Genomic DNA, 26,981 nt, shown 5'->3' on the forward strand with positions numbered 1-26,981 from the left:
GCCGAGGGGCAATCGCATTCAACGGTCCGTGGCACCCAGTCCGGATCAAGGTGACAATCAAGGTGACAGGTTCAAAAAACGCCCCCCACAGATCCTGCCAATCCCCCCGGAATGAGAACGGCTGAGCGGTCGAAGCGCACATTGACGTTGGACGCCATCGGCGCTTTGATTTGGTCATGGTGACGGTGGAGGGCCGTTGCGGCCTCAGCGGCCGTGCGGTGTGCTGGCAACCTGATGGTCGTTGGAACGTCGTGAACGTGGGAATCGCGACCACACCGCCAGGATGACGGGTCAGCAGATCATCGCATGCAAGCGAAGAGGCATCTTGGTTGGCGGTTCGAAGCGGCACTGATCGTGGGCTGGATGTTGAGCTGCGGAGCCGCGGCCCAGGTTGGACCCGGCTCACCGCAATCCACCGCGGGTGGGCTTCCCCCTGCCGGGCAACCGGCACCGGCGACCACCGCAGCCCCGGTGCCCGCTCCCCCCCCGTCGGAGCCGGGCAAACGGAGTCCTGCGGAGCTCGAGAAGCTGGTCCAGCCCATCGCGCTCCACCCGGACCCGCTCATCGCCATCATCCTTCCAGCGTCGGTTTACCCCGTCGAGATCGTGCAGGCGGCGCGATTTGTGAGGGACACCAACAACATCCCGAGGGTGGACCAGCAGCCGTGGGACGAGAACGTCAAGGCGGTGGCGAGGTTTCCCGAGGTGGTCGCCAAGATGGACGCGGAGTTGGCGTGGACCGTGGCTCTTGGGCAGTGGTTTCTCGATCAGCCGAAGGAGCTGATGGACACGATCCAATCCTTGCGCGCCAGGGCGCAAACGGCGGGCACCCTGCGCACCACGGAGCAGCAGGTGGTCACGGTGACCAACGTGGTGGTGCTCCAGACCAACGTCACCCAGGTGGTCACAGTGACCAACCAGGTCGTCCAGGTGCAGCCGGCGAATCCGCAGGTGATCCATGTGCCGACGTATCCGCCCACCGTGTATTACCCGCCCCCGACGTATGTCTATGACCCCTATGCACCGCTGGTGACCTTCGGGGTGGGACTGGCCGTGGGGGCCATCATCGCCAACAACTGCGACTGGCACGGCGGCGGCATCTACGTGGGCGGCGGGGGCATGGTCGTGTGGGGGGGGGCGGTTACCACGGCGATGTGGACATCAACGTTGATCAGGACATCAATATTGACCGGGGCGAACGCCCGAACTCGCGGACCGGCGACCGGGCCGGTACTTCCGCGGCGCGACCCACCCGGCAGAAATGGCAACCGGACCAGACCCGCCTGCGCGCCAGCGGGACCGTCGCTCCCTCGGCGGGGACCCTGGAGGCGCGCGGCTGGCAGTCCCGGGCCGCTCGGGGCGTGACCCAACCGACGGCGGGCGCGAGGCCGTCACCGGCGACGGGTGCCGGCAGCGCCCGCCCGGCGACCGGAATGGCCAGTCCAAGACCCGCGCCCGGCGGCCCAGCGGCGCCGCGTCCAAACCCGGCCCCGGCCCGGCCCGCGCCGGGGCCCTCGTTCAGTCGCCCGGCGCCGGCGCCCGCGCCGCGGAGCACGGCGTTTGGTGGTCTGGACAGCGGTTTCAACGCCCATGATTACAGCAACCGTGGCGCGGTCAGCCGGGGTGGTGGTGGCGGTTTCCGTGGCGGTGGTGGCGGCGGCTTCCGGGGCGGTGGTGGCGGCCGGCGGTGAACCCTTTGATCACGACAAGACGCAGTGCTTGGAGACATGAAGCATCTCATTGCCATCGGAGTCTGGGTCGTGCTGTTGGTGACCCGGACGGCCGCGGCGGCCGCGGACGAGGTTCCGCGAACCTTCCCCACGCCCGACGCAGCGGTCGCTGCCTTGGCGGACGCGGCGCGGAATCATGACTGGACGGGGCTTCGCGCGCTCTTTGGCATGGCCACCGACGAATTGGTGGCGACCGACCGCGTGCAGGCGACCAACGAGTTGGGCAACTTTGCCGAGGCGTTTGCGGCCCACCACCGGCTGCTCGAGGAGACAGCGACCCGCAGGGTCCTCGAGGTCGGAACCCATGCCTGGCCCTTCCCGGTTCCGCTTGTGCAGCAGCACGGGCGGTGGCGCTTCGATCTTGAGGCCGGGCAGGAGGAACTCCTGAACCGCCGCATCGGCCGCAACGAACTCGCCGTTTTGAATGTCATGCGTGTCTATGTGGAGGCCCAACGGGAGTACGCCAGCCGCGACCGCGACGGGGACCGGGTGCTTGAGTATGCCCAACGCCTCGGCAGTTCGCCCGGGACGAAGGACGGTTTGTTCTGGCCACCGGATCTCGACGGTGAGCTGAGTCCGCTGGGACCTCTGGTCGCACGCGCGCAGACGGAAGGGTATGCACTCGACGACCCGGAGGCGGGCGACGCCCGGGAACCCTTCCACGGCTACTACTTCAAGCTCCTCACCCGCCAGGGGAGGCACGCGCCCGGCGGCAAGTACAACTACGTGATCAACGGCAACATGATCGGCGGCTTCGCCCTGGTGGCTTGGCCCGCCGATTACGGCGAGTCCGGGGTCATGTCCTTCCTGGTGAACCAGCAGGGGCGCGTCTATCAGCGCGACCTCGGATCGAACACCGCGCGAAAGGCGTCGCGGATGACGGCTTACGATCCGGGACCGGGGTGGCAGGTCTCACCGGATTGATGGGCCCCTGTCGCTTCCCTGCCCGGCCTGGCCCGCCCTGATTTGCCGCCGCCTTTCCGCTGGGGCTGGCCGCAGGCCCGTCTGGCGCGCCGGCCCCGGGTTTCCCTCCGGAAGGCATGGCCCCCACATGCCCGGCTCGTCACCGCGTCGGCCGTGTGGCCCGGCGGACTTGCGCGGCGTCGCGGGACGAACGTCGGTGAGACATCCGGGGTGGCCCGGGTCGTTGGGGTCTGCTTTTCGTCGCGGACCCTGCGACCCCCCAAATTCAAGAGGCGGATCCGTTCCGAGCGGGCCGTGGCAGGCGCACGGTGAACTCGCTGCCCTCCCCCTCCGTGCTGTCCACCCGGACCGTGCCGCCATGCGCCTCGACAATGGCGCGCACCAGGCTCAGGCCCAGGCCCAGTCCCCGTTGGGAGCGGCTCCGATCCCCACGGTACAGGCGGTTCCAGATCTTCGGCTGCTCGGCCGGCGGGATGCCCATGCCGGTGTCGCGAAACCGGACGACGGCGGCGCCTTCCGCCTCGTCCAGGGACAGGACGACCGCCCCGCCTGGTGGCGTGTATTTCAGGGCGTTGTCGAGCAGGTTGGCAAAAACCTGGCGGAACCGGCTGGGATCCACCGAAGCCTCGCAGTGTCCGAGCCCCTCAACCGTCACGCGGATGGACCGGTCCTCGGCCACGAACGCATACAACTCCACCACCTCGCGCAGGAGCCGGCCAAGATCCACGGACTCCAGGTGGAGCTTCATCATTCCCGTCTCGGCTTCGGCGACGTCCATCAGCGTGTTGAGGATGCGCAGCACCCGCTCAGACTCCTCTACGCAATCGGCCAGCGCTTCGCGCTCGGGCCCGGAGGCTCCGGGGGCCTGCAGTGCCAGCTCCGCGGTTCCCCGCAGGCGGGTCAGGGGCGTGCGCAGGTCATGGGCCACGTTGTCGAGCGACTCGCGCATGGCCCGGATCAGCTTCTCGTTCTGTTCGAGCAGCGTGTTGAATCCGCGCGCCAGTTCGGCGAGCTCGCTGTCCCCGGACGGCACCGGCACCCGGGAGCTCAGGCTGCCGCCCCGGATGATCCGGCGCGTGGTCTCGGTCACCTCGCGAACGGGACGCGTCGCGCGCCAGGCGAAGATCGAGCCGCCCACAAAACCCAGCAGCACGGATGCGCCGCCGATGCCGAGAACGGTGAGCCGCAGCGATCTCAGGAGAATGGACCGGTTGTCGGTCGTCCAGCCCACCTCCAGCACCACCCCTCCGGGCAGTTCGCCCTGCACGATCTGGAAGTCGCGTGTGGCGTCCCTGGGCACGCGGACCACCCGCACCCGTTCCTCGGTCGGCCCCTGGCCCCGGACGCTGGGCACCACGCGGGACTGGATCTCGACCCATTCCGGAGGCACCCGGGCAAACTGCACCTGCTGACCGTCCCGGCTCAGTCGGACAAAAAACGACGTCACGCCCGGCTGGCTGGAATCCCGGCCGACCGCGGCGCGCAGTGCGTCGAGCCCCCAGATGTTGAACAGCCGCGCATAGCGGTCGAAACGCAACCGCAGTTCCTCGTAGGAGCGGCGCTCGAGATCCCCGGCCAGCACGCGGTACGATCCGAAAAACAGACCGGCCACGCACACCCCGAACACCAGGGCAAACCAGAGGCTCAGCCGGACCGCCAGCGAACGCCGCAGGGGGTCAAGCAGGCGGCCGAAGGACATAGCCCACTCCCCGCAGCGTGTGCAGCCGGCGGCGGTCCGGATCCACCTTGGACCGCAACCGGTGCACCAGCACGTCCACCACGTTGGTCTGGGGATCGAAGCTGTAGTCCCAGACGTGCTCCAGAATCATGGTCTTGGTCACGGTGCGTCCCGGATGCCGCATCAGGTATTCCAGCAGTGAAAACTCGCGGGGCTGCAGCTCGATGCGCTGCCCGTCGCGGGTCAGCTCCCGGTTCATCAGGTCGAGGGACAGGTCCCCAACGGTCAGCCGGGTCGGTTCCACGGTACGGCTCGCCCGGCGGATCAGGGCCTGGACCCGCGCCAGCAATTCGGAGAACGCAAACGGCTTGGTCAGGTAATCGTCCCCCCCGGCCTGCAGCCCCCGGATCCGGTCCTCGACGCTCGCCCTGGCGCTCAGGAACACCACCGGCACCCGCCCGCCACGCGCCCGAAGCCGCTGCACCACGCTCAACCCGTCCAGTTTCGGCACCATGATGTCCACAACCGCGGCGTCGTAATTGGTCGTCTCGGCCAGAAACTGCGCCTGTTCACCGTCCGTGGCGTGATCCACCGCGAAACCGTTTTGCTGAAGCCCCTTCACCACGAAGGACGCGATCTTGGGATCGTCTTCCAGCACGAGCAGGCGCACGGCCGGAAGGCTGTCATGGACGCCGGCGGCGGACGAGCCCGCGTTTGGGCAAAAGGCCGCCCGGGAGTCACCCCCCGGGCGGCCACACAACTCCTGATACACCCGCATCAGGATTTCGGGTCCGCAGCCGGATTGGATTCATCCACCACGACATACCGGGTGCCGCCGCGGCTCCACACCTTGAGCAGCGTCGTGCGGTCCTCCGGATCCTCGGTGAGGCGCACGGCATCCCCCGCGTCCTTCACTTCGGTGCGATTGATCTCGAGCACGACATCCCCGGGCTGGAGCCCCGCCTCGGCCGCCGCGGAATCCGGTGCCACCTCAGTGATCACCGCGCCGCCAACTCCGGCGGGGATGTTGTACTGACGACGCGTCCGGGCATCGAGGTCCGTCACCCCCACGCCGTTGAGCGTCCCTTCGTCCGCGGCCGGGCTCGCTTTAGCCACGGACGCTTCGCCGGGGAGCTCGCCCACGCGCACTTTCATGGTCTTCATCTTGCCATCGCGAAGCACCTGGACCTGGGCCGTCTCACCGGGCCGGATCCGCGACACCGCCAGCTTGAGCTGCCGGCTGTCCCGGACGTCCCGGCCTCCCAGGGACGTCACGACATCCCCGCTCTTCAGCCCCGCTTTCGCCGCCGGGCTGTCCGGGGTGACCTCACCCACCAACGCACCCTTCGCATCATCGAGGCCGAACTTTCGAGCCAGGGCCGGATTCACGTCCTGGATCATCACGCCGAAGTAGCCGCGCGTGACCCGCCCGTCCTTGACCAGGGACTCCATGATGTCCCGGGCCAGGCTCACGGGAATCGCAAAGCCGATGCCCTGGTTGCCCCCAGAGCGGCTCAGAATGGCCGTGTTGATGCCGACAAGGCGGCCGGAGGCATCCACAAGCGCACCGCCGGAGTTCCCGGGGTTGATCGCGGCATCCGTCTGGATGAAGTCCTCGTAATCCAGCCCCATCGTCGCCCGGCCGGTCGCACTGACGATTCCCGACGTGACCGTTTGACCGATGCCGAATGGGTTGCCGATCGCCAGCACCACATCCCCCACCTCGAGCGCATCACTGTCCCCCAGGACCAGTGCCGGCAGATCCCCCCCGTCCACTTTCAACACCGCCACGTCGGTCTTGGGATCCCCGCCAACCACCCGGGCGACAAACTCCCGGCCGTCCTGCAGGTTCACCTTCACCTCCTCCGCACCCTCGATGACGTGGTTGTTGGTGAGGATGTAGCCGTCCGCCGTGACGATGACACCGGAGCCCACCCCCTGGGATCTGGGCATCCGTGGCATCTCCTCGCCGTCCCCCGGAGCGCCGGGGAATCCGGGACCGAAGAACCGCCGCAATTCCGGAGGAATTGCCGGCACCGGGGAGGACGCGAAGCGCGCCTTCTGCTTGACGTTCACTCGGACCACGCTGGGCACCACCTGCTTGACGACCGGCGCGTACGTGCCGCGCGAATGGCCGTCGTGAGGCACCGGGGTGTTGTCCACAACCAGGTTCAGCGTGGGCGGCTCGGAGGCTCCCGACCGGGCGCCCCTGGGTCCGGCCCAGACGGCGGTGGCCATGCCGACGAGCCCCCCCGCCAGGATCACCAGTATCAACTTCCGATACGGATTTTTTGCAGCAGTCATAAATGTCATTTTTGAGTTGGGTGTGTTGCCGACAACCCGCCGGCATTCGTTGCGGGGAGAGTGACGTCCGCCCGATGAACGGGGCCTTTCCGGAGCATTACAGGTTTGTAAGGCGGCGCAGTCGCGGGCCACCGACCCGGTTCCCGTCAGGTGCATCGCACGCATCCGGTCGTGTCCGCGCGGCATGGCCGAACAGTGCGGCACGCGCCAGCGTCCGGCGTAAGCCGGAAGGGATGCCACTCGGAACGAGCCCCCGGCGGATTTCACGCCCGCATCCGCAAACTCATGGACGGGACCCCGGGTCCCCGTAGAATCCTCCAATCACCTTCAAGGTATGAACAGACTCCTGCAGATTCTCGGCGCGGTGGCGATCTCGCTGCTTGCGATGCCGCTGCTCCGCGCGGCGGAACCCCTCAAGGTCTTCATCCGCGCCGGGGCCAAAACCCACGGCCCGGGCCAGCACGACCACCCGAGGTTTCTCGGGGACTGGACCCGCCTTCTGGGCGAGCGCGGGATTTCGGTCGAGGGCTCGATGGAGTTCCCGACCGTCGAGCAACTGGACCGTGCGGACGTGGTCGTCATTTACGCCGCGGACGGCATGAAGATCACCGGTGGGGAGCGGGCACGGTTCGAGCAGTTCCTTCAGCGTGGCGGCGGCCTGGTGGTCCTGCACGACGGGGTCGTGGCGGGCGACCAGCACGAGTGGGCCAAACAGGTCCAGGGCGGGTCGTGGCGCTGGGACGGCGATCCGAAGACGACCTGGCATGAGGGCGAGGTCGGACTCTACTTCGTGGATCCTGAAAATCCGATCACCCGGGGCGTCTCGAACTTCGACTGGAACGACGAGGTGTACAACCAGCTCGACATGTCCCCTGACGTGAATGTGCTCGCCGTCAGCTTCGTGGACGTCTTCAACATCTGGCCGCAGATCTGGACGTACGAGAAGACCTGGCCGGGGGGTCGCGCCCCGTACCGGGCCTTTGTCAGCCTCCCGGGACACCAATACGAGGTGTTCAACACCCCGCACTACCGCGCGATCCTCCTGCGGGGACTTGCCTGGGCCGGCCGGCGGGACCGCGTGGACGAGTTCTGCACCCCGGAGGAACTGGCCTCGCTGCGGTATCCCGAGGGCGGACCCCGCCCCGCCGCCGAGGCGGTCAAGACCCTGCAACTGCACCCGGAGTTCAACATCACCCTGGCCGCGGATGAGACCGTCGCCGAGAAGATCATGTCGCTGGACTGGGATCCCCAGGGCCGTCTGTGGGTGGTCGAGACGCCCGAGTACCCCGGCGGACGCGACGTCAACAAAAACGACTTCAAGGCCTACTGGGATCGCGCACGGAATCCCGAGCGCTTCCCGGTGGGCGGCAAGGAGCCGCGCAAGCCGCGCGACCGGATTTCGATCCTGACCGACACCACCGGCGACGGGGTCATGGATCACAAGACCGTCTTCGCCGACGGACTGGAACTGCCCACATCGCTGGTATTCTACCGGGACGGCGTGATCGTGGCCCAGGCGCCGGACATCCTCTGGATCCGGGACACCAATGGCGACGGCACCGCGGACAAGATGGAGACCCTCTACACGGGTTGGGGCACCTTCGACACCCATGCGGTGATCAACAATTTCCGATGGGGTCCCGATGGGTGGATCTACGGCGCGGTGGGCTACACGCGCGGCCGGGTGAAATCCGGCGATGGCACCCGGGATTTCGGGGACATCGCTGCGGGCATCTACCGGTTCCGTCCGGACGGCTCCATGCTCGAGCAGATCGCCGCCGGGGGCTGCAACACCTGGGGCTGCGAGGTGGCTCCGGACGGCGAAATCGTGTTCACCACCGCCACCTGCGGCGAACCAATCTGCCACGTGGTGATCCCGGAGAAAGCGCTCGCGCGCGGCCAGATTGGCGGGCTGAAGGCGTACCTGAACATCATTGAGGAGAACAAGATCTTCCCCGCCTTTGAGGAGAAGCGGCAGCCGTACGTGCAGATTGACTGGGTCGGGGCCTGGACGGCGGCGGCCGGCTCGGTGATCTACGACGGCGGCGCGTGGCCGGCCAAGTGGGCACCGGAGGACCGCTATTCGTTTTTCATGGGCGAAGCGACCCGCCAACTCCTGCACCACGAGTTCCTGGAGCCCAGGGGATCCACCTACCAGGGACGCCGCGAAGAGGGCCGGAAACAGACCCACTTCCTCGCCAGCACGGATTACTGGTTCCGCCCGATTCACGCCCGCGTGGGTCCCGATGGCGCCCTGTATGTCGTGGACTTCTACAACCAGATCGCCGTGCACAACGACACCCGCGGTCCCGCGCACGGCGCCCGCAATGCGGCGACCCGCCCCGACCGCGACCATCATTTCACCCGCCTGTGGCGCATCCAGCATCGCGATGCCGCCCCGCTGCCTCCGTTCCAGCTCGATGCCCGCGACCCCGCCGGGCTCGTGCCCATGCTGGCGCATCCCAATGGCTGGGTGCGCATGACCGCCAACCGGCTGCTGAACGAGACCCAGCCGTCAAACACCACCCCGGCGCTGATTGACATGATGCAGTCCAGCCCCAGCCGCTATGGCCGCATCCAGGCGCTCTACACGCTCAATAATCTGGGCGCGCTGTCCGATGCCCTGCTGCTCGCAGCCCTGAGGGATACCCAGGGGGCCGTCCGCAAGAATGCGGCCCGGATCGCGGCGGAACGGCCCGAGGTGGCTTCGGAGGTCCTGCAGGCGCTCCGCATCCTCATCCAGGACCCGGATGGCCGGGCACGGATCAACGCCCTGATCGCGCTGGGCAGTCTCCCGCCCTCCAGGGAAACCGCGGATGCGATCGTCGCGGCCTGGCCGTCTTTTCAGGATCCGTGGCTGGAATCCGCGGCCGTGGGTGCGGTGGCCGCCGATCCGCTGCTGTTCCTGCAGGCCGCGATGGAGGCCCGGAATCCCGGGGCGGTGGCCCGCTATGTGCCCCACATCGCCCGGATCGCCGCCCAACAGGCCGACGGGGCGTCCGCCGCCAGGTTCGTCCAGTGGGTGGCGGCGTCTCCCCCGGCCGCCGGAGCCCTGCGTCAGGCGGCCCTCGACAACTTCACAGCCCACCTCAAGTCCGCCATCGCGGCACCGCCCACCGCGGATCTGGAGGTGGCACTCCGCACCCTGCTGGCCTCGGAACAGACCGCCGGCTCGGTGCTGCCGCTCGTGGTGCGTTGGGACGCTGCGGGAGGCCTCGCCGATGCCGTGAAGCCCGCCGTGGCGCGTGCCGAATCCCAACTGGCCGAGACCCGGCTCGGTGATGACGTCCGGGGCCAGGTGGCCGTCAACCTGGTCGGCGTCCGCACGCTGGATCCGTCCATCGTGCCGGCGGTGGCGGCGCTGCTCGGCAGCCGCTCGAGCGTGCCGCTGCAACTGCGGGTGATCGAGGCGCTCGGCTCACAGCCGGACACCGCCGGCGCGCTCGTGGCCGCCTTTCCCCGATTGCCACCCGAGGCGGTGGAGCCGGCGTTCGGCCAGATCGTCAAGCGCGGGGACACCGCCGGCGCGTTCCTGGACGCGGTGGCGGCGCGACAGGTGGACCTCCTTCAGCTGGGACCGGTCCGTCAGCACCGGCTGCGGACCCATCCCGACGCCGCCGTGGCCGCCCGGGCGAACACGATCATAGACGAACTGAAGGGTCCGGAGGCCCGCGAGAAGGAGGCCCTCCTGGCGCGGTTGACTCCTGGAGTGCTCCTGCCCGGCGACGTCGCGAACGGCGCGCGGCTCTACACCGAAAACTGCGCCGGATGCCACGTTTTCAAGGACGAGGGGCGCAACCTCGCCCCCAGCCTCACCGGCATGGGTGCGCACGGCCCTGCGGACCTGTTGATCCACATCGTGGACCCCAACCGCCTGGTGGAGCCGAACTTTGTCTCGACGCTCATCCTGACCGCCGACGACCAGAGTTACGACGGCATCATCGAGCGGGAGAACGCCCAGGAGGTGGTGCTGCGCAACGCGACCGGCGACTACACCCTGCGGAAGGCCGACATCCAGTCGCGGGCCAGCACCGGACGCTCCCTGATGCCGGAGGGCTTCGAACAACTCGGGCCGGAAGGCCTGCGCGACCTCCTGGCGTACCTTTGCGCCGACGAGAACCGATATCGCATGCTCGACCTGTCCCCCGCCTTCACGGCCAACACCGGGCGCGGGCTCTACAACAACCCCGAGGCCACGGACGAAACCGTGGTGTTCCGCAGCCACGGGCTGAAGCGCGCGGACGACGTGCCGTTCGACGTGGTCAGCCCGCAGAAGGCGGTCGCCAACGTGGTGGTCCTCCGCGGCGGGGCCCCGAACTCCTGGTCGCGGAAAAACCTGCCACAAAAGGTCGAGGTCAAGGTGGGCGTGCCCGCCTCGCGCCTGCACTTCCTCGGCGGTGTCGCCGGCTGGGGATACCCCGCCGTGGGCGACGCCCAGTTGCCGGTGCTGAAGGTCACCCTCAATTTCCAGGGGGGCGGCCGGGAGGAATGGGTTTTCCGAAACGGCCAGGAGTTTGCGGACTACATCGCCCGGGTGGATGTGCCGAAGTCCCGGGGGCTGCCGGACTGGACCCGGCGGGGTCAGGTCCGATGGCACACCCGGGAGGTGCAGGGCACCAACGTGATCGAGTCCCTGACATTGGAGAGCTTCGACAATGGGGTGGCGCCCACGATCTTCGCGATCACGGCGGACAACGGTCCACGGGAGACGCCACAGGCCGCCGCGCCAGCAACACATTCCCCGGCGGTCGCGACCCTCGCAGCGGCCCCGGCGGATGCCCTGCGCATCCTCATCGTGGGCGGCGGCAGCAGTCATGACTTCCAGAGGTTCTTCCATCTGGCCGACGCCGCGACCCTCCGGGAGCTGCCGGGGGCGGTCGTCGCCTACACGGAGGATCCGGACGACATCGCAGCGGCCGCCCCGTACTTGGATGTCCTCTACCTCAGCAACAACCAGCCCATCCTTGGCGCGGCCTCCCGGGAGGCGGTGTTCCGGCAAGCCGCCTCAGGACGCGGCCTGCTGCTCGTCCATGCGGCGTTGTGGTACAGCTGGTCCGACTGGCCCGAGTACAATCGGGATCTGGTGGGCGGAGGCTCCCGGAGCCACGACCGTTTCGGGGAGTTCGAGGTGACGGTCCATACCGACCCCAAATCACCGCTCACGGCCGGTCTGCCCGGCTCCTTCCAGATTCACGACGAACTGTACCACCACGTACGCAATCCCGAGGGTGTGCCGCCGCTTGTGCTCGCCACCGGCCGTTCGCCGCACGACGGACGCGAATTCCCGGTCGTCTGGCTGAGCCAGCATCGTGAGGGCCGCATTGCCTGCATCACGCTGGGGCACGACGGCCAGGCACACAGCCATCCCGCCTACCGCCAGTTGCTCCAGCAGGCCGCCCTGTGGGCTGGCGGACGCGAACCGGCGAACTGACGATCCCGCCCCGTTGGAGCGCATCCGGCCTGCCACCGCCCGGTTGGCAGCCCCGTCACCGGGGGTCCCCGCAATGCCGGCGGCGCGCTCCGGGTCATGGGGGCACAGGGTGGGTCCCCGGAGGAACCAGGGAGGGCCGACCTTCCCACGGCCGGTTGCGGCTCATTGTCCTCGACCGGAATCCCGTTCTGTAATTCCATCCTGCGATCATGAGTGAAGCCAGCAAGTGCCCGTTCCAACACGCCGCCGGCGGCGGCACCTCCAACCGCGACTGGTGGCCGAACCAGTTGAAGCTGGAGCTCCTGCACCAGCACTCCTCCAAGTCGAATCCGATGAGCGGGGAGTTCAACTACGCCAGGGAGTTCAAGTCCCTGGATCTGGCCGCGGTGAAACAGGATCTCGCGGTGCTGATGACGGATTCGCAGGACTGGTGGCCGGCCGATTTCGGTCACTACGGCCCCCTGTTCATCCGGATGGCCTGGCACAGCGCCGGCACCTATCGCATCGGCGACGGCCGGGGCGGGGGCGGACGGGGCCAGCAGCGGTTCGCGCCGCTCAACAGCTGGCCGGACAACGTCAGCCTGGACAAGGCGCGCCGCCTGCTCTGGCCGGTCAAGCAGAAGTACGGCCGAAAACTCTCCTGGGCCGACTTGATGATCCTCGCAGGCAACGTGGCCCTGGAAACGATGGGCTTCAAGACCTTCGGGTTCGGTGGAGGTCGTGAAGATGTCTGGGAGCCGGATCAGGACGTCTATTGGGGCCCCGAGGCGACCTGGCTGGGCGACAAGCGTTACTCCGGCGACCGGGATCTTGAGAACCCACTCGCAGCCGTCCAGATGGGCCTGATTTATGTCAATCCTGAGGGCCCGAACGGCAATCCGGATCCGATCGCCGCAGCGCGCGACATCCGCGAGACCTTTGCCCGCATGGCAATGAACGACGAGGAGACTGTCGCGCTGATTGCCGGTGGCCACACGTTCGGAAAGACCCATGGCGCCGGTCCGGCATCCCATGTGGGTCCCGAGCCGGAGGCGGCCGGCCTTGAGGAACAGGGCCTGGGCTGGAAGAACAGCTTTGGCACCGGCAAGGGTGCTGACGCCATCACCAGTGGTCTGGAAGTCACCTGGACGACCACGCCCACGAAGTGGAGCCAGAACTACCTCGAAAACCTGTTCGGCTACGAATGGGAACTCACGAAAAGCCCGGCCGGTGCGCATCAATGGACGCCGAAGAACGGTGCCGGCGCGACCACGGTGCCGCACGCGCACGACCCGTCCAGGCGCATCCCGCCGTCCATGCTCACCACGGACCTGTCGCTTCGATTCGACCCGGCCTACGAAAAGATCGCCCGGCGCTTCCTGAACCATCCGGATCAATTCGCCGATGCGTTTGCGCGGGCGTGGTTCAAGCTGACCCATCGGGACATGGGCCCTTTGGCCCGGTACCTCGGCCCCGAGGTCCCCAAGGAGGAACTGCTCTGGCAGGACCCCATCCCCGCGGTCAATCACCCGTTGATCGAGGCGCACGACATCGCCCTTCTGAAGGGCAAAATTCTGGCTTCCGGACTTTCCGTCGCGGATCTGGTTTCGACGGCGTGGGCCTCGGCATCCACGTTCCGGGGCTCCGACAAGCGGGGCGGTGCGAACGGCGCGCGCATCCGCCTGGCCCCGCAGCGATTCTGGGACGTCAACCAGCCGTCCCAGCTGTCCAGGGTGCTCTCAACCCTGGAAGGCATCCAGAGCGCGTTCAATGGTGCGCAATCCGGTGGCAGGAAGGTTTCGCTTGCGGACCTCATCGTATTGGCCGGATGTGCCGGCATCGAACGGGCGGCAAAGGATGCCGGCCACGAAGTCGCGGTGCCCTTCACTCCGGGCCGCATGGATGCCTCGCAGGAGCAAACCGATGTGGAGTCCTTCGCCGTGCTGGAACCGATCGCGGACGGCTTCCGCAATTACCTCAAGGGCAGGTACAGTGTCCCCGCCGAGGCACTGCTGATAGACAAGGCGCAATTGCTGACACTGACGGCGCCCGAGATGACGGTTTTGGTCGGCGGTCTCAGGGTCCTCGGTGTCAACTACCGGGGGTCCCAGCACGGGGTGTTCACCAAGCGTCCGGGAGCACTGACCAACGACTACTTCGTCAACCTCCTTGACATGGGCACCGAGTGGAATCCGGTCTCCGCAGATGCCGCGCTGTTCGAGGGCCGCGCCCGTAAAACGGGTGAACCCCGGTGGACCGGGACCCGGGTGGACCTCGTCTTTGGCTCCAACTCCCAACTCCGGGCCCTGGCCGAAGTTTACGCATGTCGCGACGCCGGGGAGCCGTTCGTGCACGCCTTTGTCGCCGCGTGGAACAAGGTGATGAACCTCGACCGGTTCGACCTCGCCTGAGGTCGCATTAGGCGCCGTGACCGGTCAACGGATGGGCCTGTCACGGCGCCGGGACCACAAGGGCCGCGTCCAGACGGCCAAGAAGCTCTCCGGGCAGCCGGTGATCCTGCGATCCTTGCGCCGGTGGCCGGGAGGCCACGTGCCCGTCGGCAAAGGCCACCTGCGCCCGACCGCCATGGCGGAAGTGAACCGTGGCGCTGAGCGCGTTGGTGTCGAAATAATAGAATTCCTCCAGCATCGGATGCTCGGCGGACGCAGGCGCCTGGAAGTCGTTGACCTGGCCGCCATCGCAGAAGACCGCAAGCGTGGAGGGGCCGGACACGGCCGTCATGAGGACCGCTGGGCCACCCCGCGGGCCGAGCAGCAGATTGTAGGCGTACCCCGCGGCGGCACCCCGGGCCTTCGCCTTGAATCGGGAGGCGCTGCGGACGAGGCCAGGACATGTCCCGAGGGTCCGCGAGGCCAGGTAGGGCCAAAGGGCCCCGTCGGACGCCACAAAGGCGCGTTCCCCCTCCGCGCCGTCCTCCAGCCAGCCGAACCAATATCGCCAGCCTCCGTTCGTTCGCACCGTCCGTTCGCTGAAGGCCCGGCCGCCGTGGTCGTCCCAGTACATCCGCGCCGCAAGCGCATACTGGCGGAGATTTGACGCGCACCGCGCGGCGTGGGCGGCGGATCGGGCCCGACCGACCGCGGGCAAGAGCAGTCCGGCCAGCACGGCCACCACCGCAACCACCACCAGCAATTCCACCAGCGTGAACGCCGCGACCGTGCGGCCGCCTCGGGCCGTCGCACGATGGTGGATCCGGGAGGTGTCCATGACGCGAGCTTCAGGGTTCCCGTGAGGCAGTGACGCGATAGTATTGCCCGTCGAATGCTGCGTCCCGGGGGTCCGCCAGTACGAGGGGTTCGTCCACTCCTTCAATTCCCGCAATGACCTCCCACGTCGCGCCCAACCGGACGGCAGCCTCCAGCCGGAAGTACCAGCCGGCCGTTCCCGTGAACGATACGGCCCCGGGCGCGACCCAGGTGATGCGATCCAGGGGCGGCGCCGGCAGTTCGACGTACACGTTGTCCACAAACCCATGCGCGAGCAGGGAGTCAAACGGGCTGCCCGCCTCGTTCCAATTGATCACCGCCGCAGCGTTCAACAGGAGATCGCCAAAAGATGCCGGAAGCACCACGGCCCGCACCGGGACCTCCCCGGAATCCGTCGTCAAAAGCGTGCTGAGGGTACGCGTACCGGGATCAAAGGAGCAGCGAATCCGGTAATGAACGCCGGGAATCAGGTCCACGGGAAACGTGAAGGCGGTGGCCACACGTCCCATGGAATCAAACAGCGCCGGGGACACGGTGGGATCCACCACACCGAATCCCGGGAACTCCCCTTCCGGAAACCAGTTGAACTCGGCCAAGTCAAACGCCCGCCCCGCCGCACGGGCATACGGGCTCTGGAGCGCCCGATCGAGATTCAGCAGCCCAAAGGCGACCTGCATGGCACCGGTGCGCGGCGGACGCACGCCCCCGACCGCCTCGGTGACCACCAGGTCCGCACCGAACGCAAAGGCGTCCCGGACCCCAAGGGTCATCCCCAAAGGACGGGCAAAAAAACTGTGGGGCGCACTGGAATCCCAGGTGACCGCCAGCCGCTCTCCGGCGGTGTCCCAGGAGAACAATCCGGAGTCGCCATGGACGACCCAACCCCGCGATGCCGGATCCGTGTCAAAAGGCTCCACCAGTGCCGACGCCTTTCCAGAGTGGACACCGCAGCAAATCCAGGCCGTCAGCAATGCCAACGCAGCTGACACGGCCGGCCCGCCGGATGCCCCGACGCCCGCCGCCCGCCACGGGCAGTGACGGCACCCGGATTCGCAGCAGTACCCGCGACGCCGAAGCCAGGATTCGGTGAAGACCTGCAGGCCGGTGAGCGGGTCCACATAGCTGTCCCCTTCCGCGTCGAGCTCCCCGTGACTTCGGCCCGTTCCCGTGGCGCAGCAACGGCAGATGCAGGCCGGACGTTCCGCCGCGACGGGCACCCGGGCCAGCAGGGCCTCCGGAAATGAGACCGATTCGCACCAGCACGGTCCCTTGCAGGGTTCCGTGTCGGTCTGACGGCACTGGTTTGGCCCGCCGCACAAGGGGCAGCGTGCCGGGTCCGGGACCGGATCCCGATTGGGCGGTGACGCCTTCATGGGTTCCCGGAACGCCGACGCCGGCGGTGCATCCCCATCCACAACGCCCCGAATCCAAGCCCGCCCAGCGCGAGGGTCGAGGGTTCCGGAACGGCGACCACGGCGCTCAAGCCATCAATCTCAACGCGGCCCGAGGTCACCGTGACGCGGACAAACCGAATCTCGTCCAAGGTCACCGGCGCCCCCGAGGTGTCGCGCGCCCAGTCGAGGTTGAAGCCAGCGCCGCCCCCGCTCCCCGCGTACAGCCCCCGGAGGCCCTCGAGCGTCAGCCCGGCAAACTGGGCATACGACAGGGAGGGATCCACCGGTTGCGAAAAATCCCCGGAGCCGTCGGTGGGAAACAGGGCGTCCAATGCCGGGGTCAACTCCGGATTCAGGGTGAAGAACTCCAATCCATCCACGCTCACCGAGACCTCGGCGAGACCGTCGGTGCCAAACAAGGAGCCGTCGGTCGCCGGGACGCCAATGTAATTGAACTCGGCGTCGAACTCATTGGTCACCATGAAGCCGCTGTTGCCGAAGATCAGGAAATCGAGACCGAAGGGATTCAGCGGATCGTTCCGCACCGGCGCATCAAAGCGCATCGTCAGCGATCCGCCAGCGCCCAGGCTCAGCAACTGGGAGGGCAGATACGCCGGGGCAAACGGGTCCACGGGACCTCCAAAATCCCCGGGCGTGACCCGGCTGGGCTCGCCGAGGGCGGACGCCGGATTGTCGTATCCGGGCGACCCACCGGCCCCGGGGAGATACTCGATCACGGACGAGGCGAATTGGGCGCGCCCCGTGGAGAGGGTGAGCAACGTGGCCGCGGCCGCGAGGGCCGGGAGGCGAAACAAGGGATTCATGAACAGGTCTCAATGGCTCAGACACCACGCACCGTTCCCGGGTGCGCGGCAGATTGAAGTCAAGAGACCAGTGCGGGACGAAGGGTCTGCCGGGGGAGCCGGGCGCAGCGCCGGGCTCCTCCAAAAAGCAAAAACGCCTCCGCTCCCGCGAAACCGAGAATGAAGGCGTCCAGACACTCTGGGGCTCCGGCGTGGCAGACAGGCCGCGCCGGGCTGGCCTCATCCTTCGCTGGGCGGCGAAGTGTCCCGCGGTGGGTCCGCGGAACCGACGAGCACAGCCGGCGCAATATCCGGACTCCGGGTCTCAATCCTGGCCTCCGCCTTCCCGGACCCCTGTCCAGTGGCTTCCCGCAGGCGCCGCCGCCCGCGTGGAGGTTCGTAACCCGATACCGTGGCGCTACCGTCCCCGAGTCTCACGGGGTTCCCGCACTTCCGGCTGTGTTGAAAACGATGCCGGCAACCAACGAAGCCGGCGCTTCAAGGAACGCCCCCGAGAGACCACGAAGTCCCCGGGTGACACAAGCAAATTTCCGTTTGGAATTTCCCCGAAGTCACCCCCGCAAGGAGCGGCCAACCTGAGCGAAGCCCCGCTGCCTGCACCCGAAACCCTCAAGGCCCGCCCAGCTCGGCCCGAAGCCAGGGCGAGCCGCCGTAGTACCATTTGGACGCCAGGATGGTCTCCACATGGGCGTCGGCAAACAGGACGTTGCTCCTCGACGAGTGGCGCAGGTGGGGGCCGCCCCAGTTGGGATCTTGCGTCGAGGGCGCGGTCACGCAGCCATCGCAGGGGCTGCTGTTCATGGGATCGTGCAACACCCAGGCGCCGGCCTTTTCGGGGGACCGTACCGTCACGCACCGCAGCGGATCCCGGGTCGCCATCGGCTGGCTGGCGCCGTCGGTGATGTGGACCGTTCCCGACGGATTCCGGATGGCCGAGTCCTTCTGCTGCGGATAGCGGGCCGCATCCCAGACCCCGGGCCAGTCGCAGCCACCAACGCCGAAGTTCATCGCGTAGTTGGAAACGGCACGCTCCTGCTGGTCGCTCGGGTACAGGGCGACCACTTCGCGGAACTTCTTGGTCCGGCTTGGGCACAGGATGAGGTTGGTGGTCTGCGTGTACGGCTGGAGGAAGTTGAACCAGGCCCGACGCTCCACGTTGGATCCCCGCACCGCGAACGTCGGGGTGAACCGCCCGCCGGAGTCCGCGCCATACACCTGCTGCGCCAGACCCAACTGCCGGAGACTGTTGATGCATGCGGTGCTCTTCGCCTTCTCCTTCGCCCTGGCAATCGCCGGCAGGAGCATGCTGGCCAGGATGGCGATGATGGCGATCACCACCAGCAGTTCGATCAGGGTGAACCCGTCACGACGACGGCGTGGGGGCAAAGGTCGCGGCTTCATGGGGTCAACTCCTCTCCTCAGGGAGACGCTGATGACTCAACCCGATGCCGCGAACGAAGGCAACCCCTTCGCGGCCCGGTTTCAAATCGGCAGGAACGCGCCCCAAGGTGGCGCCCGTCCCACGCATCCGGTGACGGCGCCTCGCGGGGATCGAAGTCCAGCGTGACGACCGGAGCCTCAGGTCGGCGTTCGGACCCGAGCGGTGCAGGAAGAAGCGACCGCTCAGGCTCTCCGTGAGCCCCTGTTGCAGGAGCAACGCCGAGGACCCCAGCAACAGGGACCGCACCGGACCCGCTTCGCCCGTTCCTCGTCCCAAAGGCGCTTCACGACTTCACTCCAGCCGCGGACCTTCTGGATTTCATCGAGAATCAGGAGTGATTTGCCTGTTTTCGCCCTCAGCCGTGCCAGTTGCCACTGTGAATGCAATGAACCTGTCACTCTATCCACCAGCGAGTCCCTCCACTTGGTAGGGGCGTGTTTCACCGCGACCCACTTCAATTCCGCTGCGTTCGGGCATGAGCAACGGGGAACGCGGGCAGCGCCAGACGCCAGAGCCTCCCCACGATCCCCGCAACCACTCCACGCGCGCATCGGAGAACGTCACGCAATGAACCTGTCACTCTATGGCCGCCTCCTCCAACGGGTAGCGCTGGCCCCCCGGCACATTGGTAGGGGCGCGTTCCATCCGCGACCCTGATCAGATCCGCCGTGCCCGTGGGCGAGCGACGGGGAACGCGGGAAGTACCGCCGCCCTGGTGCCTCCCCACGATCCCCGCAACCACTCCACGCGCGCATCGGAGAACGTCACGCAATGAACCTGTCACTCTATGGCCCCCTCCTCCAACGGGTAGCGCTGGGCCCCCGGCACATTGGTAGGGGCGTGTTTCACCGCGACCCAAATCAGTTCCGCTGCGTTCGTGCAAATGCAACGGGGAACGCGGGCAGCGCCCGGCGCCAGAGCCTCCCCACGATCCCCGCAACCACTCCGCGCGCGCATCGGAGAACGTCACGGACGTGCAGAAGCGCGTCCCTTCCCCCCACTTCAGTTCCGCTGCGTTCGTGCAAAAGCAACGGGGAACGCGGGAAGCGCCAGGCCTCTCGGCGCCCCTACTCGCCGCGGACGTGCCAGAAGCTGGGCTCCGAGCCCGCCCCCGGACTGAGCAACAGCTCGATCGGACTCTCCATCCCCAGCCCCAGCAGGCGCTGGAACTCCGTCCAGTCCCCCAGCACGGTCGCCTGCTCCACCACGATCGGCTTCAACAGCGGCGCCCGGATCTTCAGGACCATCCGCCCGTCCGCACGGGGTGGTTCGATCTGCAGCTGGATGTTCTCCACCACCACGATCCGAAACGCCCCGCGGACGCTCAAGGCCCCGTCCAGCAGCGCCACGGTCACCTCGTTCGTCGAGGACGCCGCCGCGGGCGGGGGCGTCCAGCTCAGCAACCCGTCGGCACCCACCGTCATCCCGGCAGGTCCCGACACCAGGGCAAAGGTCAATGGCTGCTCCGGTTGATCCGGGTCGCTCCCGGTCAACTGCAGTTCAAACAACACCCCCGCGGACGCCACCTGGTCCGCGACCGGATCCAGCACCGGGGGCTCGTTGACCTCCCGCACCGTGATCCGGAAACGGTGGAACGCTGTCAGCGGAGGGGTCCCGCCATCCCGCACCGCCACCTCGACCTCGAATTCCCCCGGTCCGTCGGCCTCGCCGGGCGTCCAGGCCAGCTCTCCGGTCGGACTCACCGTCATTCCCGCCGGTCCGCTGGACAGCAAGAACCGCAACGTCTGCGCTGGCAGATCCGGATCGCTCGCCTCCAGTTGCAGGCTCAACAGGGTGCCTTCATCCACCACCTGGTCCGCCACCGGCGCGATCACCGGCGGTTCATTCACCTCGAGCACGGTGATGACATTGCGATTGGTTGCCGACAGTGGTGGCTCCCCGTTGTCCGTCACCCGCACAAGGGCCGTCACGGTGGACGGCCCATCCGCCTCACTCGTTGCCCAGAGCAGCTCTCCAGCTGGCGTCACCGTCATCCCTTCCGGTCCGCTCACCAGCGAGAACACCAGCGCCTGCGGCGGCAGATCCGGATCGGTTGCCTCCAATGTCAGGCGGACCACCGATCCCTCATCCACTTCCACCGAAGTCCCCGGTGCAATCACCGGCGGCTGGTTCACCTCCCGCACCGTGATCCGGAAACGGTGGAACGCTGTCAGCGGAGGGGTCCCGCCATCCCGCACCGCCACCTCGACCTCGAATTCCCCCGGTCCGTCGGCCTCGCCGGGTGTCCAGGCCAGCTCTCCGGTCGGACTCACCGTCATTCCCGCCGGTCCGCTGGACAGCAGGAACCGCAACGTCTGCGCTGGCAGATCCGGATCGCTCGCCTCCAGTTGCAGGCTCAACAGGGTGCCTTCATCCACCACCCGGTCCGCCACCGGTGCGATCACCGGCGGCTCATTCACCTCGAGCACGGTGATCACAATACGGTTGGCCGCCGACAACGGCGGCTCGCCGTCGTCCGTGACCCGCACATGAGCGATGACCGTGGACGGCCCATCCGCCTCACTCGTTGCCCAATGGAGTTCTCCGGCCGGCGTCACCGTCATCCCTTCCGGTCCGCTCACCAGCGAGAACACCAGCGCCTGCGGCGGCAGATCCGGATCGCTCGCCTCCAACGTCAGGCGGACCACCGATCCCTCGTCCACTTCCACCGACGTCCCCGGTGCAATCACCGGCGGCTGGTTCACCTCCCGCACCACAATCTGGTATCCGACGACCACCGACAATGGCGGCAAGCCGTCGTCGCCCACCCGTACCTCCACCACGTTGGTGGACGGCCCCTGCGCCTCCGAGGGCGTCCAGCTCAGCACGCCCCCGGCACTCACCGTCAGGCCGGCCGGCCCGGCCAGCACCTCATGCTCCAGCACCTGCGGCGGCAGATCCGGATCGGTCGCGTTCAACACCAGCTCGAGGGTCTCTCCCTCCGCCACCTCATGCCGGGAGATCACGTTCAACCGCAGGTTGTCCACATGCACATTGCCCACCGAGTTGGCCGTCCGCCCTGCCAGCACAAACCGGCCCGGACCCGGAACAAACCCCGTCTCCACCCCCTCCAGCACCGCCACGCCCTTCCACCATACCGAGAGCCGGCCCTCCGGCCTCAGCTCCACCACAAACGGCTGCCACGACAACGTCGCCCACGCCGCCGGCCACAGCGGATTGCCACCGCCCGCCCAGTACGCCGCGTCGCGCGGACCGGTTTGCAGACTCGTCGCGTCGCCCGGCTCCCCGTTGCGGGTCGGCAGGGCGACCTTGGCCACCGTGACGTTGTCCACACGCACGATCAGTCCCTCCACGTCGGTGCGATCCCCTTCGGCTCCCGGGAAGGTGTTCCCCGCCCACGTGTCGAAGGACACCGCGACCCCCGTTCGCGTGCCCGTCTCCGCACAGCACTCCCCGGCGTAGCCCGTCTGGTCCCACGGATCCACCAGCACCGGGTCCCCCTCCCGCGCGAAGCTGAAGCTGAACCCGTCGGCGACCTGTTCCCGCGTGCCATTGCCCGTGCGCAGGTCGCAGGACATGCGGAACCCGGCGATCACCGCACCGGCCTCGGGCACCGGCGGCAGCACCACTGCGGTGTACTCGTTGGTCCGCGAGTACGTCAGCCCCAGGAACCCGCCCGGGTTGCCTCCGGCGACCACCCACGCGGCGTTGTTGGTCCCGGCAACCGTTGCCATCGCGGCGGGATCCGTCCCGAAATCCATCACCCATCGCGACGCCACCGCCGGTGCCCGGTTCACCTCGCGCACCACCACCTCAAAGGACACCGTCGCCGCCCCCGGCGGCTCCCCGTCGTCCCGCACCTGCAGCACCACCACGTTGGTGGACGGCCCCTGCGCCTCGGTGGGCGTCCAGATCAACGCCCGCGTCGGTGTGAGCACCATGCCTTCCGGAGCTGACAACAGCTCCAGGGTGAGCGTCTGCTGGGGCAGATCCGGATCTGACACCCGGATCGCAACCCCCAGCGTCGAACCCTCATTCACTTCGAAACGGTCGAACGGCGAAACCGGTCCCCGGTCCGGATGCTCCAACAGGTAGGCCTGGCCGGTGGTGCCGGGCGCATCGTTCCAGCCTCCCGCTGCAAGGATGTCCAGGTGGTTCTCGGCGAACCCGAGGTAATTGTTCGGTTCGGAAGGCGCCCACGCTTCAAAGGCCCACGGTTCCCCGGTAATCCACTCCCAGCCGCCCCGCGGCTCGGCCCCGTCCTCCCGTTGGTAGCCGCCAATCCACGTCGCACGGCCGTAGCTTTGCCAGACCGACCGTCCGGCGGCCCACTCGGCAGCGCTCGCAAACGTCGCCAGATGCCCCCCGCGCGATGCCGCATCCGCCCGCGCCTCCTCCCAGGTGAAGGTCCCGTGGACCATCTCGAAGCGCTCGAACGCCGCCAGCGGCGTCCAGCCGTCAATGGACGGCGGGGCGCCGCTATTCAGTAGGATCACCCGGAACGCTGTCGTCGCCGACAGGGGTGGTTCACCGTCGTCTGTCACGCGAATCACCACTTCGTTGGTCAGCCGTGGGTGGCCCGAGGACGGGACCCACTCGACCAACCCCGAGGGCGACACCGTCAATCCCGGAGGCCCTTCCACAACATCAAGGACGAGGCTCTGCCGCGGCAGGTCGGGATCCGAATAATGGGCCTGAGCTGACAACGTCTGATTTGCCCCCAGATAGATGTCGTCACCGCTCCAATCCTCAGATCTGAGGATCGAGATCCCGGGAGGTGAGTTGACCTCGGTCACCGTTACCTGAAAGGCCTCTTCCGCGGTCAAATCGGCTGGGTCCACCACCCGGATACGCACCTGGTAGATGCCAGGTCCCTGGGCCTCACTTGGGGTCCACCGAAGAACCCGACCGGCTCCCACGGACATCCCGGGTGGAGCCTCCACCAGCATCAGCCCCAAGCCCCCGACCGGCGCCTCCGGATGTCCGGGCTCCAGCACAATCGCCAGTTGACTCAGCTCCGGAATCGTTTGATCCGCAATCGGTGCCAGCGTGGGACCCGGGGCCGTCAGTGTGAACGTGGCCGTGACCCGCCGCGGCCCTGTCATGGCCAACGTCGCCGGTGTTGATGCGCCTTCCACGTCGCCGCTCCATCCGGCAAAAGTCCATCCCGGCCATGGTCGGGCATCCAATTGGACGCTTTCGGTGATTTCAAAGGCCATGCGTGGCGGGTTGGCCTCGACCGATCCACCACCAACAGTGTCCACCAAAAGGGAATCACGATCGGACTCCAACGGTACGAAGATTCCGGTGATGGATGGGTTCGGGTCGGTCACGGTCAGCACCCAGCCCAATTTCGACTGGCTGCTCCACTGCGGGTCCCAGAGCCCGAGATAATTTCCCGGTTGCGGTTTGGGGATCACCTTCACGCGCGAGCCGTGCGCATGGAACTCCCCGGGCGGCTCCAGGACCACCTCGCCCGAACCCATGCTGTTTACCATGACGCGGGTGCCAAACCGGGCGACGAGCGACACTGGCCGGGTCACCGAAATCACGATGGTAGGTTCGGATCCGGAGTGGTCCCCACTCCACCCCAGGAACGTCCACCCTGGCAGGGCGGTTGCAGTGAGGGTGGCCGTCTCGCCCTCCAGGTACACTCCATCTCCACTGACCACTCCTCCCCCGGAGGCCACCGTGACCGAGTGCTCTGGAATCGATTCGAAGGTCGCAATCACGCTTTTTGAACTGTCCATGAGCAGTGCTGCCGACGGAGCGGTTCCGCCGAGGTCTCCAGCCCATCCCGCGAAACGCCATCTGGGAGCCGGCACGGCACGGGCGATGACCATTTCCCCATCCTGATAACCCTGCTCCCGCGGTGCGACGTAAACGCCCCCAGCTCCCACGGAAGATGTCCGGATTGAATGGGGCGTTGGAATCTTCTCAAATACAGCGCGGACGCGCTTGTTGGAATCCATCGTGACCACGCCCGTCTCCTCCGTCCCCACCAAGTCACCTTCCCAGTGGAGGAACCTCCACCCGGAGTTCGGAATCGCGGCTGCGGAGACTTCCGCCCCCGCGATGAATTCGCGCCGGTCAGGCCTCAGGAGAACAGAGCCGCCCGAATCAACCTCGGTCACGATCCCGAATAGATCCGGGATCGGAAAGTCCCCGGCCCGGATGGCGAGCGGGCCCAAGATTCCGCTTTCCGACCGATCGGCACTCACCCCAAGCGCCCGGACGACGAGATTGGATGTCAGCGGAAACGGCTCCAGAAACTCGGGTGAATCCAATCGGGGTGTTGATCCATCGAGCGTGAAAAAGACCCGTCCCCCGGGAAATCCGGATTCAAACCGCACCAGGCTGCCCGGTCTGAACTCCCCGTCTTCGAAGACATCCCACCCTCCGACGGAAACGAGTGGGGTTTTCCTCTCAACAATCCGAACTCTGGTCGAGTCAGAAGCGCGCCCGAATTCACTTACAACTTCGAAACGATAGTCGCCCCTCAAGGAAGGACCAATCTGTGATGCGAACAGGGTTTCGTTTGTCTGGCCTGCCAGAGCGTTGCCATTCAGGTACCACTGGTACGATTTGCTGGCGGGACCGTACGGATTCCCCTGCAGGTAAAGATCTTCTCCGAGATAATGAATTGGTTCTGGTGAGGTGACCTTGCACGAAGGAGGAAAGTTTCCATCGCCTTGGTTCGCCGTGTTTCTGACATTTTGACGTTCCAGCGGCCAGGGTGAGGATGCCGGCCCGCGTGAAGACACGTTAAGTCCCAATAGACCATCGTCTGCACCCACGAGGAGAATTCCGCTTCCAGAAATCATGGGAGCCGAAGTCACGGAAGCTGTATGCCGGTATTCCCATCGCTTGAAGCCCGTTGCTGCGGAAAGTGCTGAAATTCTGCCCAATTCACCAAAATTCAGATGGTGGGAATTGCCCGAGACATACAAGATGTGATCGTCCCCAAGCGCAAGTTTTTTTCCCTGAGCATCAAGGGAGGAGTTCCAATGTTTTCGCAAGTCGTGGGAGTCAATTGAGTAAATCGACCCTTTCCCAGCGTAGTAAACGACGCCCTGACCAACAACAGGAACCTCCCCGTCAGGATGCCTTGACATGTCTACATCTGATTCAATCAACTGCGGTCCTAATTGGAAAAAGTAATGACCGGAACCATTCCACGGATCTTCCACTCTGGCTCCATAAAGAGCGCCGTAGTTCCCCAAGGCGGACACGGCCCCCAGCAATCGTACTGAATCATCATATATATTGGAATCAGGCCAACCAAAAAACGAGAAACTGCCATTAAAGTTATACCAATTATAGCCAATCGTAGGTCTCCAATTTGCATCAATCACAAGCTCGTATGCGCCCCAGACCCCGCTTGGCTCGGCCCACCAGTTGGCGGTGATAATGGTTCCGGTAAACAATTCAAATGCGGATAATTGCCTTCCATTCGTTGAGTCTATATCTGTAAATTCTAGGGACTGCAGAACGCTGGAGCAGACTCCCCAGTCGCAATCCGAGTACACTCTCTTCTGGATACCCAAATAGACGATTAACAGGTTACCATTGGATGTCAGTGCGATCCTGGAGTTTCGTTCCGGTGTTGCAGTCGGCACTGACCACAATGTGTCACCACTCGCCGGGCCGATGCTCGAAACGGCGGTCTGGTTCAAGTGAAAGATCTCCCCATCCGGTCCGAGCACGATGGAGATCGTTGGGGAAGCCGGCACCCTCCACTTCACAGCCCCCGTCTCCGGGGCGATGGCCACCAGTTCCTCCGCCCCGCCTGCGTAGATCGTGCCATCGGGTCCGATGGCCGGGGTGGCCACGGGGCCCCTGAGGGGAACCTGCCATCGCAGCGTGCCTGGGGCGCCCGCGGCCTGAGCGGGGGGTGCCGGCAGGCAAAGCATGAGCATCATCAGGACGGCAAACACCGCACGAACGGATGGGGATGGATCTGGGGGATTGGGGATGGGTTTCAGCGTTGGGGTGGGATGGAAGGCCATGGGGACAGGGTGGGTTCCGGGGGTAGGACGAAAAAGGGCTTCAGGCGGGTCGCCGGGATCGGTTTCGCAGCGGCGGGCG

Annotated in this window: 13 protein-coding genes, 2 pseudogenes and 1 riboswitch; of the genes and pseudogenes, 5 read left to right on the top strand and 10 right to left on the bottom strand. The window is 66.6% G+C overall.

Features of this window, described 5'->3' with window-relative positions:
- The first annotated feature begins 471 nt into the window (after positions 1-471).
- The 3 genes from KF791_11975 to KF791_11985 all read left to right on the top strand — a co-directional run bounded on the left by KF791_11975 (position 472) and on the right by KF791_11985 (position 2,654).
- On the top strand, positions 472-1,365 hold the full coding sequence (locus KF791_11975; GenBank protein ID MBX3733300.1) for a DUF3300 domain-containing protein: 894 nt from the start codon (positions 472-474) through the stop codon (positions 1,363-1,365).
- Positions 1,366-1,590: 225 nt separating this feature from the next.
- Entirely contained in the window at positions 1,591-1,731 is a 141-nt protein-coding gene (locus KF791_11980) for a hypothetical protein (GenBank protein ID MBX3733301.1), read from the top strand.
- Positions 1,728-2,654, top strand: a complete 927-nt coding sequence (locus tag KF791_11985) for a DUF2950 domain-containing protein (protein MBX3733302.1) — start codon at positions 1,728-1,730, stop codon at positions 2,652-2,654. Before KF791_11980 ends, KF791_11985 begins: the two co-directional genes overlap by 4 nt.
- Positions 2,655-2,919: 265 nt before the next feature.
- Here KF791_11985 and KF791_11990 read toward each other — a convergent pair whose 3' ends face one another.
- The 3 genes from KF791_11990 to KF791_12000 form a co-directional block, all read right to left on the bottom strand.
- Positions 2,920-4,353 (bottom strand): HAMP domain-containing protein, encoded by a 1,434-nt coding sequence (locus KF791_11990; GenBank protein MBX3733303.1) that lies wholly within the window; start codon positions 4,351-4,353, stop codon positions 2,920-2,922.
- On the bottom strand, positions 4,331-5,002 hold the full coding sequence (locus KF791_11995; GenBank protein MBX3733304.1) for a response regulator transcription factor: 672 nt from the start codon (positions 5,000-5,002) through the stop codon (positions 4,331-4,333). Before KF791_11995 ends, KF791_11990 begins: the two co-directional genes overlap by 23 nt.
- A gap of 107 nt (positions 5,003-5,109) precedes the next feature.
- A complete protein-coding gene (locus KF791_12000) occupies positions 5,110-6,636 on the bottom strand; it encodes a DegQ family serine endoprotease (GenBank protein ID MBX3733305.1) in 1,527 nt (508 codons plus the stop codon).
- Between the two features lie 334 nt (positions 6,637-6,970).
- Between KF791_12000 and KF791_12005 the strand changes: the two genes are divergently transcribed.
- A complete protein-coding gene (locus KF791_12005) occupies positions 6,971-12,067 on the top strand; it encodes a ThuA domain-containing protein (GenBank protein MBX3733306.1) in 5,097 nt (1,698 codons plus the stop codon).
- Between the two features lie 209 nt (positions 12,068-12,276).
- On the top strand, positions 12,277-14,457 hold the full coding sequence (katG, locus tag KF791_12010; GenBank protein ID MBX3733307.1) for a catalase/peroxidase HPI: 2,181 nt from the start codon (positions 12,277-12,279) through the stop codon (positions 14,455-14,457).
- Between the two features lie 40 nt (positions 14,458-14,497).
- On the opposite strand, the gene KF791_12015 is transcribed toward katG, so the two are convergent.
- The 7 genes and pseudogenes from KF791_12015 to KF791_12045 form a co-directional block, all read right to left on the bottom strand.
- Complete coding sequence (locus KF791_12015) at positions 14,498-15,274, bottom strand: prepilin-type N-terminal cleavage/methylation domain-containing protein (GenBank protein ID MBX3733308.1); 777 nt, start codon at positions 15,272-15,274, stop codon at positions 14,498-14,500.
- 10 nt (positions 15,275-15,284) lie between these two features.
- The gene (locus tag KF791_12020) at positions 15,285-16,460 is read right to left on the bottom strand and encodes a hypothetical protein (GenBank protein ID MBX3733309.1); all 1,176 of its coding nucleotides are present in this window, start codon (positions 16,458-16,460) and stop codon (positions 15,285-15,287) included.
- A pseudogene (locus KF791_12025) lies at positions 16,455-16,646 on the bottom strand (cysteine-rich CWC family protein). Before KF791_12025 ends, KF791_12020 begins: the two are co-directional and overlap by 6 nt.
- Positions 16,643-17,491, bottom strand: coding sequence for a PEP-CTERM sorting domain-containing protein (locus KF791_12030; GenBank protein MBX3733310.1), 849 nt, complete (start codon positions 17,489-17,491; stop codon positions 16,643-16,645). The pseudogene KF791_12025 and the gene KF791_12030 overlap by 4 nt, the downstream one beginning before the upstream one ends.
- 262 nt (positions 17,492-17,753) lie before the next feature.
- A riboswitch (cobalamin riboswitch) is annotated at positions 17,754-17,964 on the bottom strand.
- Positions 17,965-18,100: 136 nt separating this feature from the next.
- Positions 18,101-18,892, bottom strand: a complete 792-nt coding sequence (locus KF791_12035) for a prepilin-type N-terminal cleavage/methylation domain-containing protein (GenBank protein ID MBX3733311.1) — start codon at positions 18,890-18,892, stop codon at positions 18,101-18,103.
- A 4-nt stretch (positions 18,893-18,896) separates the two neighbouring features.
- Positions 18,897-19,483: pseudogene (locus tag KF791_12040) on the bottom strand (AAA family ATPase).
- A gap of 516 nt (positions 19,484-19,999) precedes the next feature.
- The gene (locus tag KF791_12045) at positions 20,000-26,902 is read right to left on the bottom strand and encodes a PQQ-binding-like beta-propeller repeat protein (protein ID MBX3733312.1); all 6,903 of its coding nucleotides are present in this window, start codon (positions 26,900-26,902) and stop codon (positions 20,000-20,002) included.
- Positions 26,903-26,981 lie beyond the last annotated feature (79 nt).

This window comes from Verrucomicrobiia bacterium (genome assembly GCA_019634635.1).
Taxonomy (GTDB): Bacteria; Verrucomicrobiota; Verrucomicrobiia; order Limisphaerales; family UBA9464; genus UBA9464.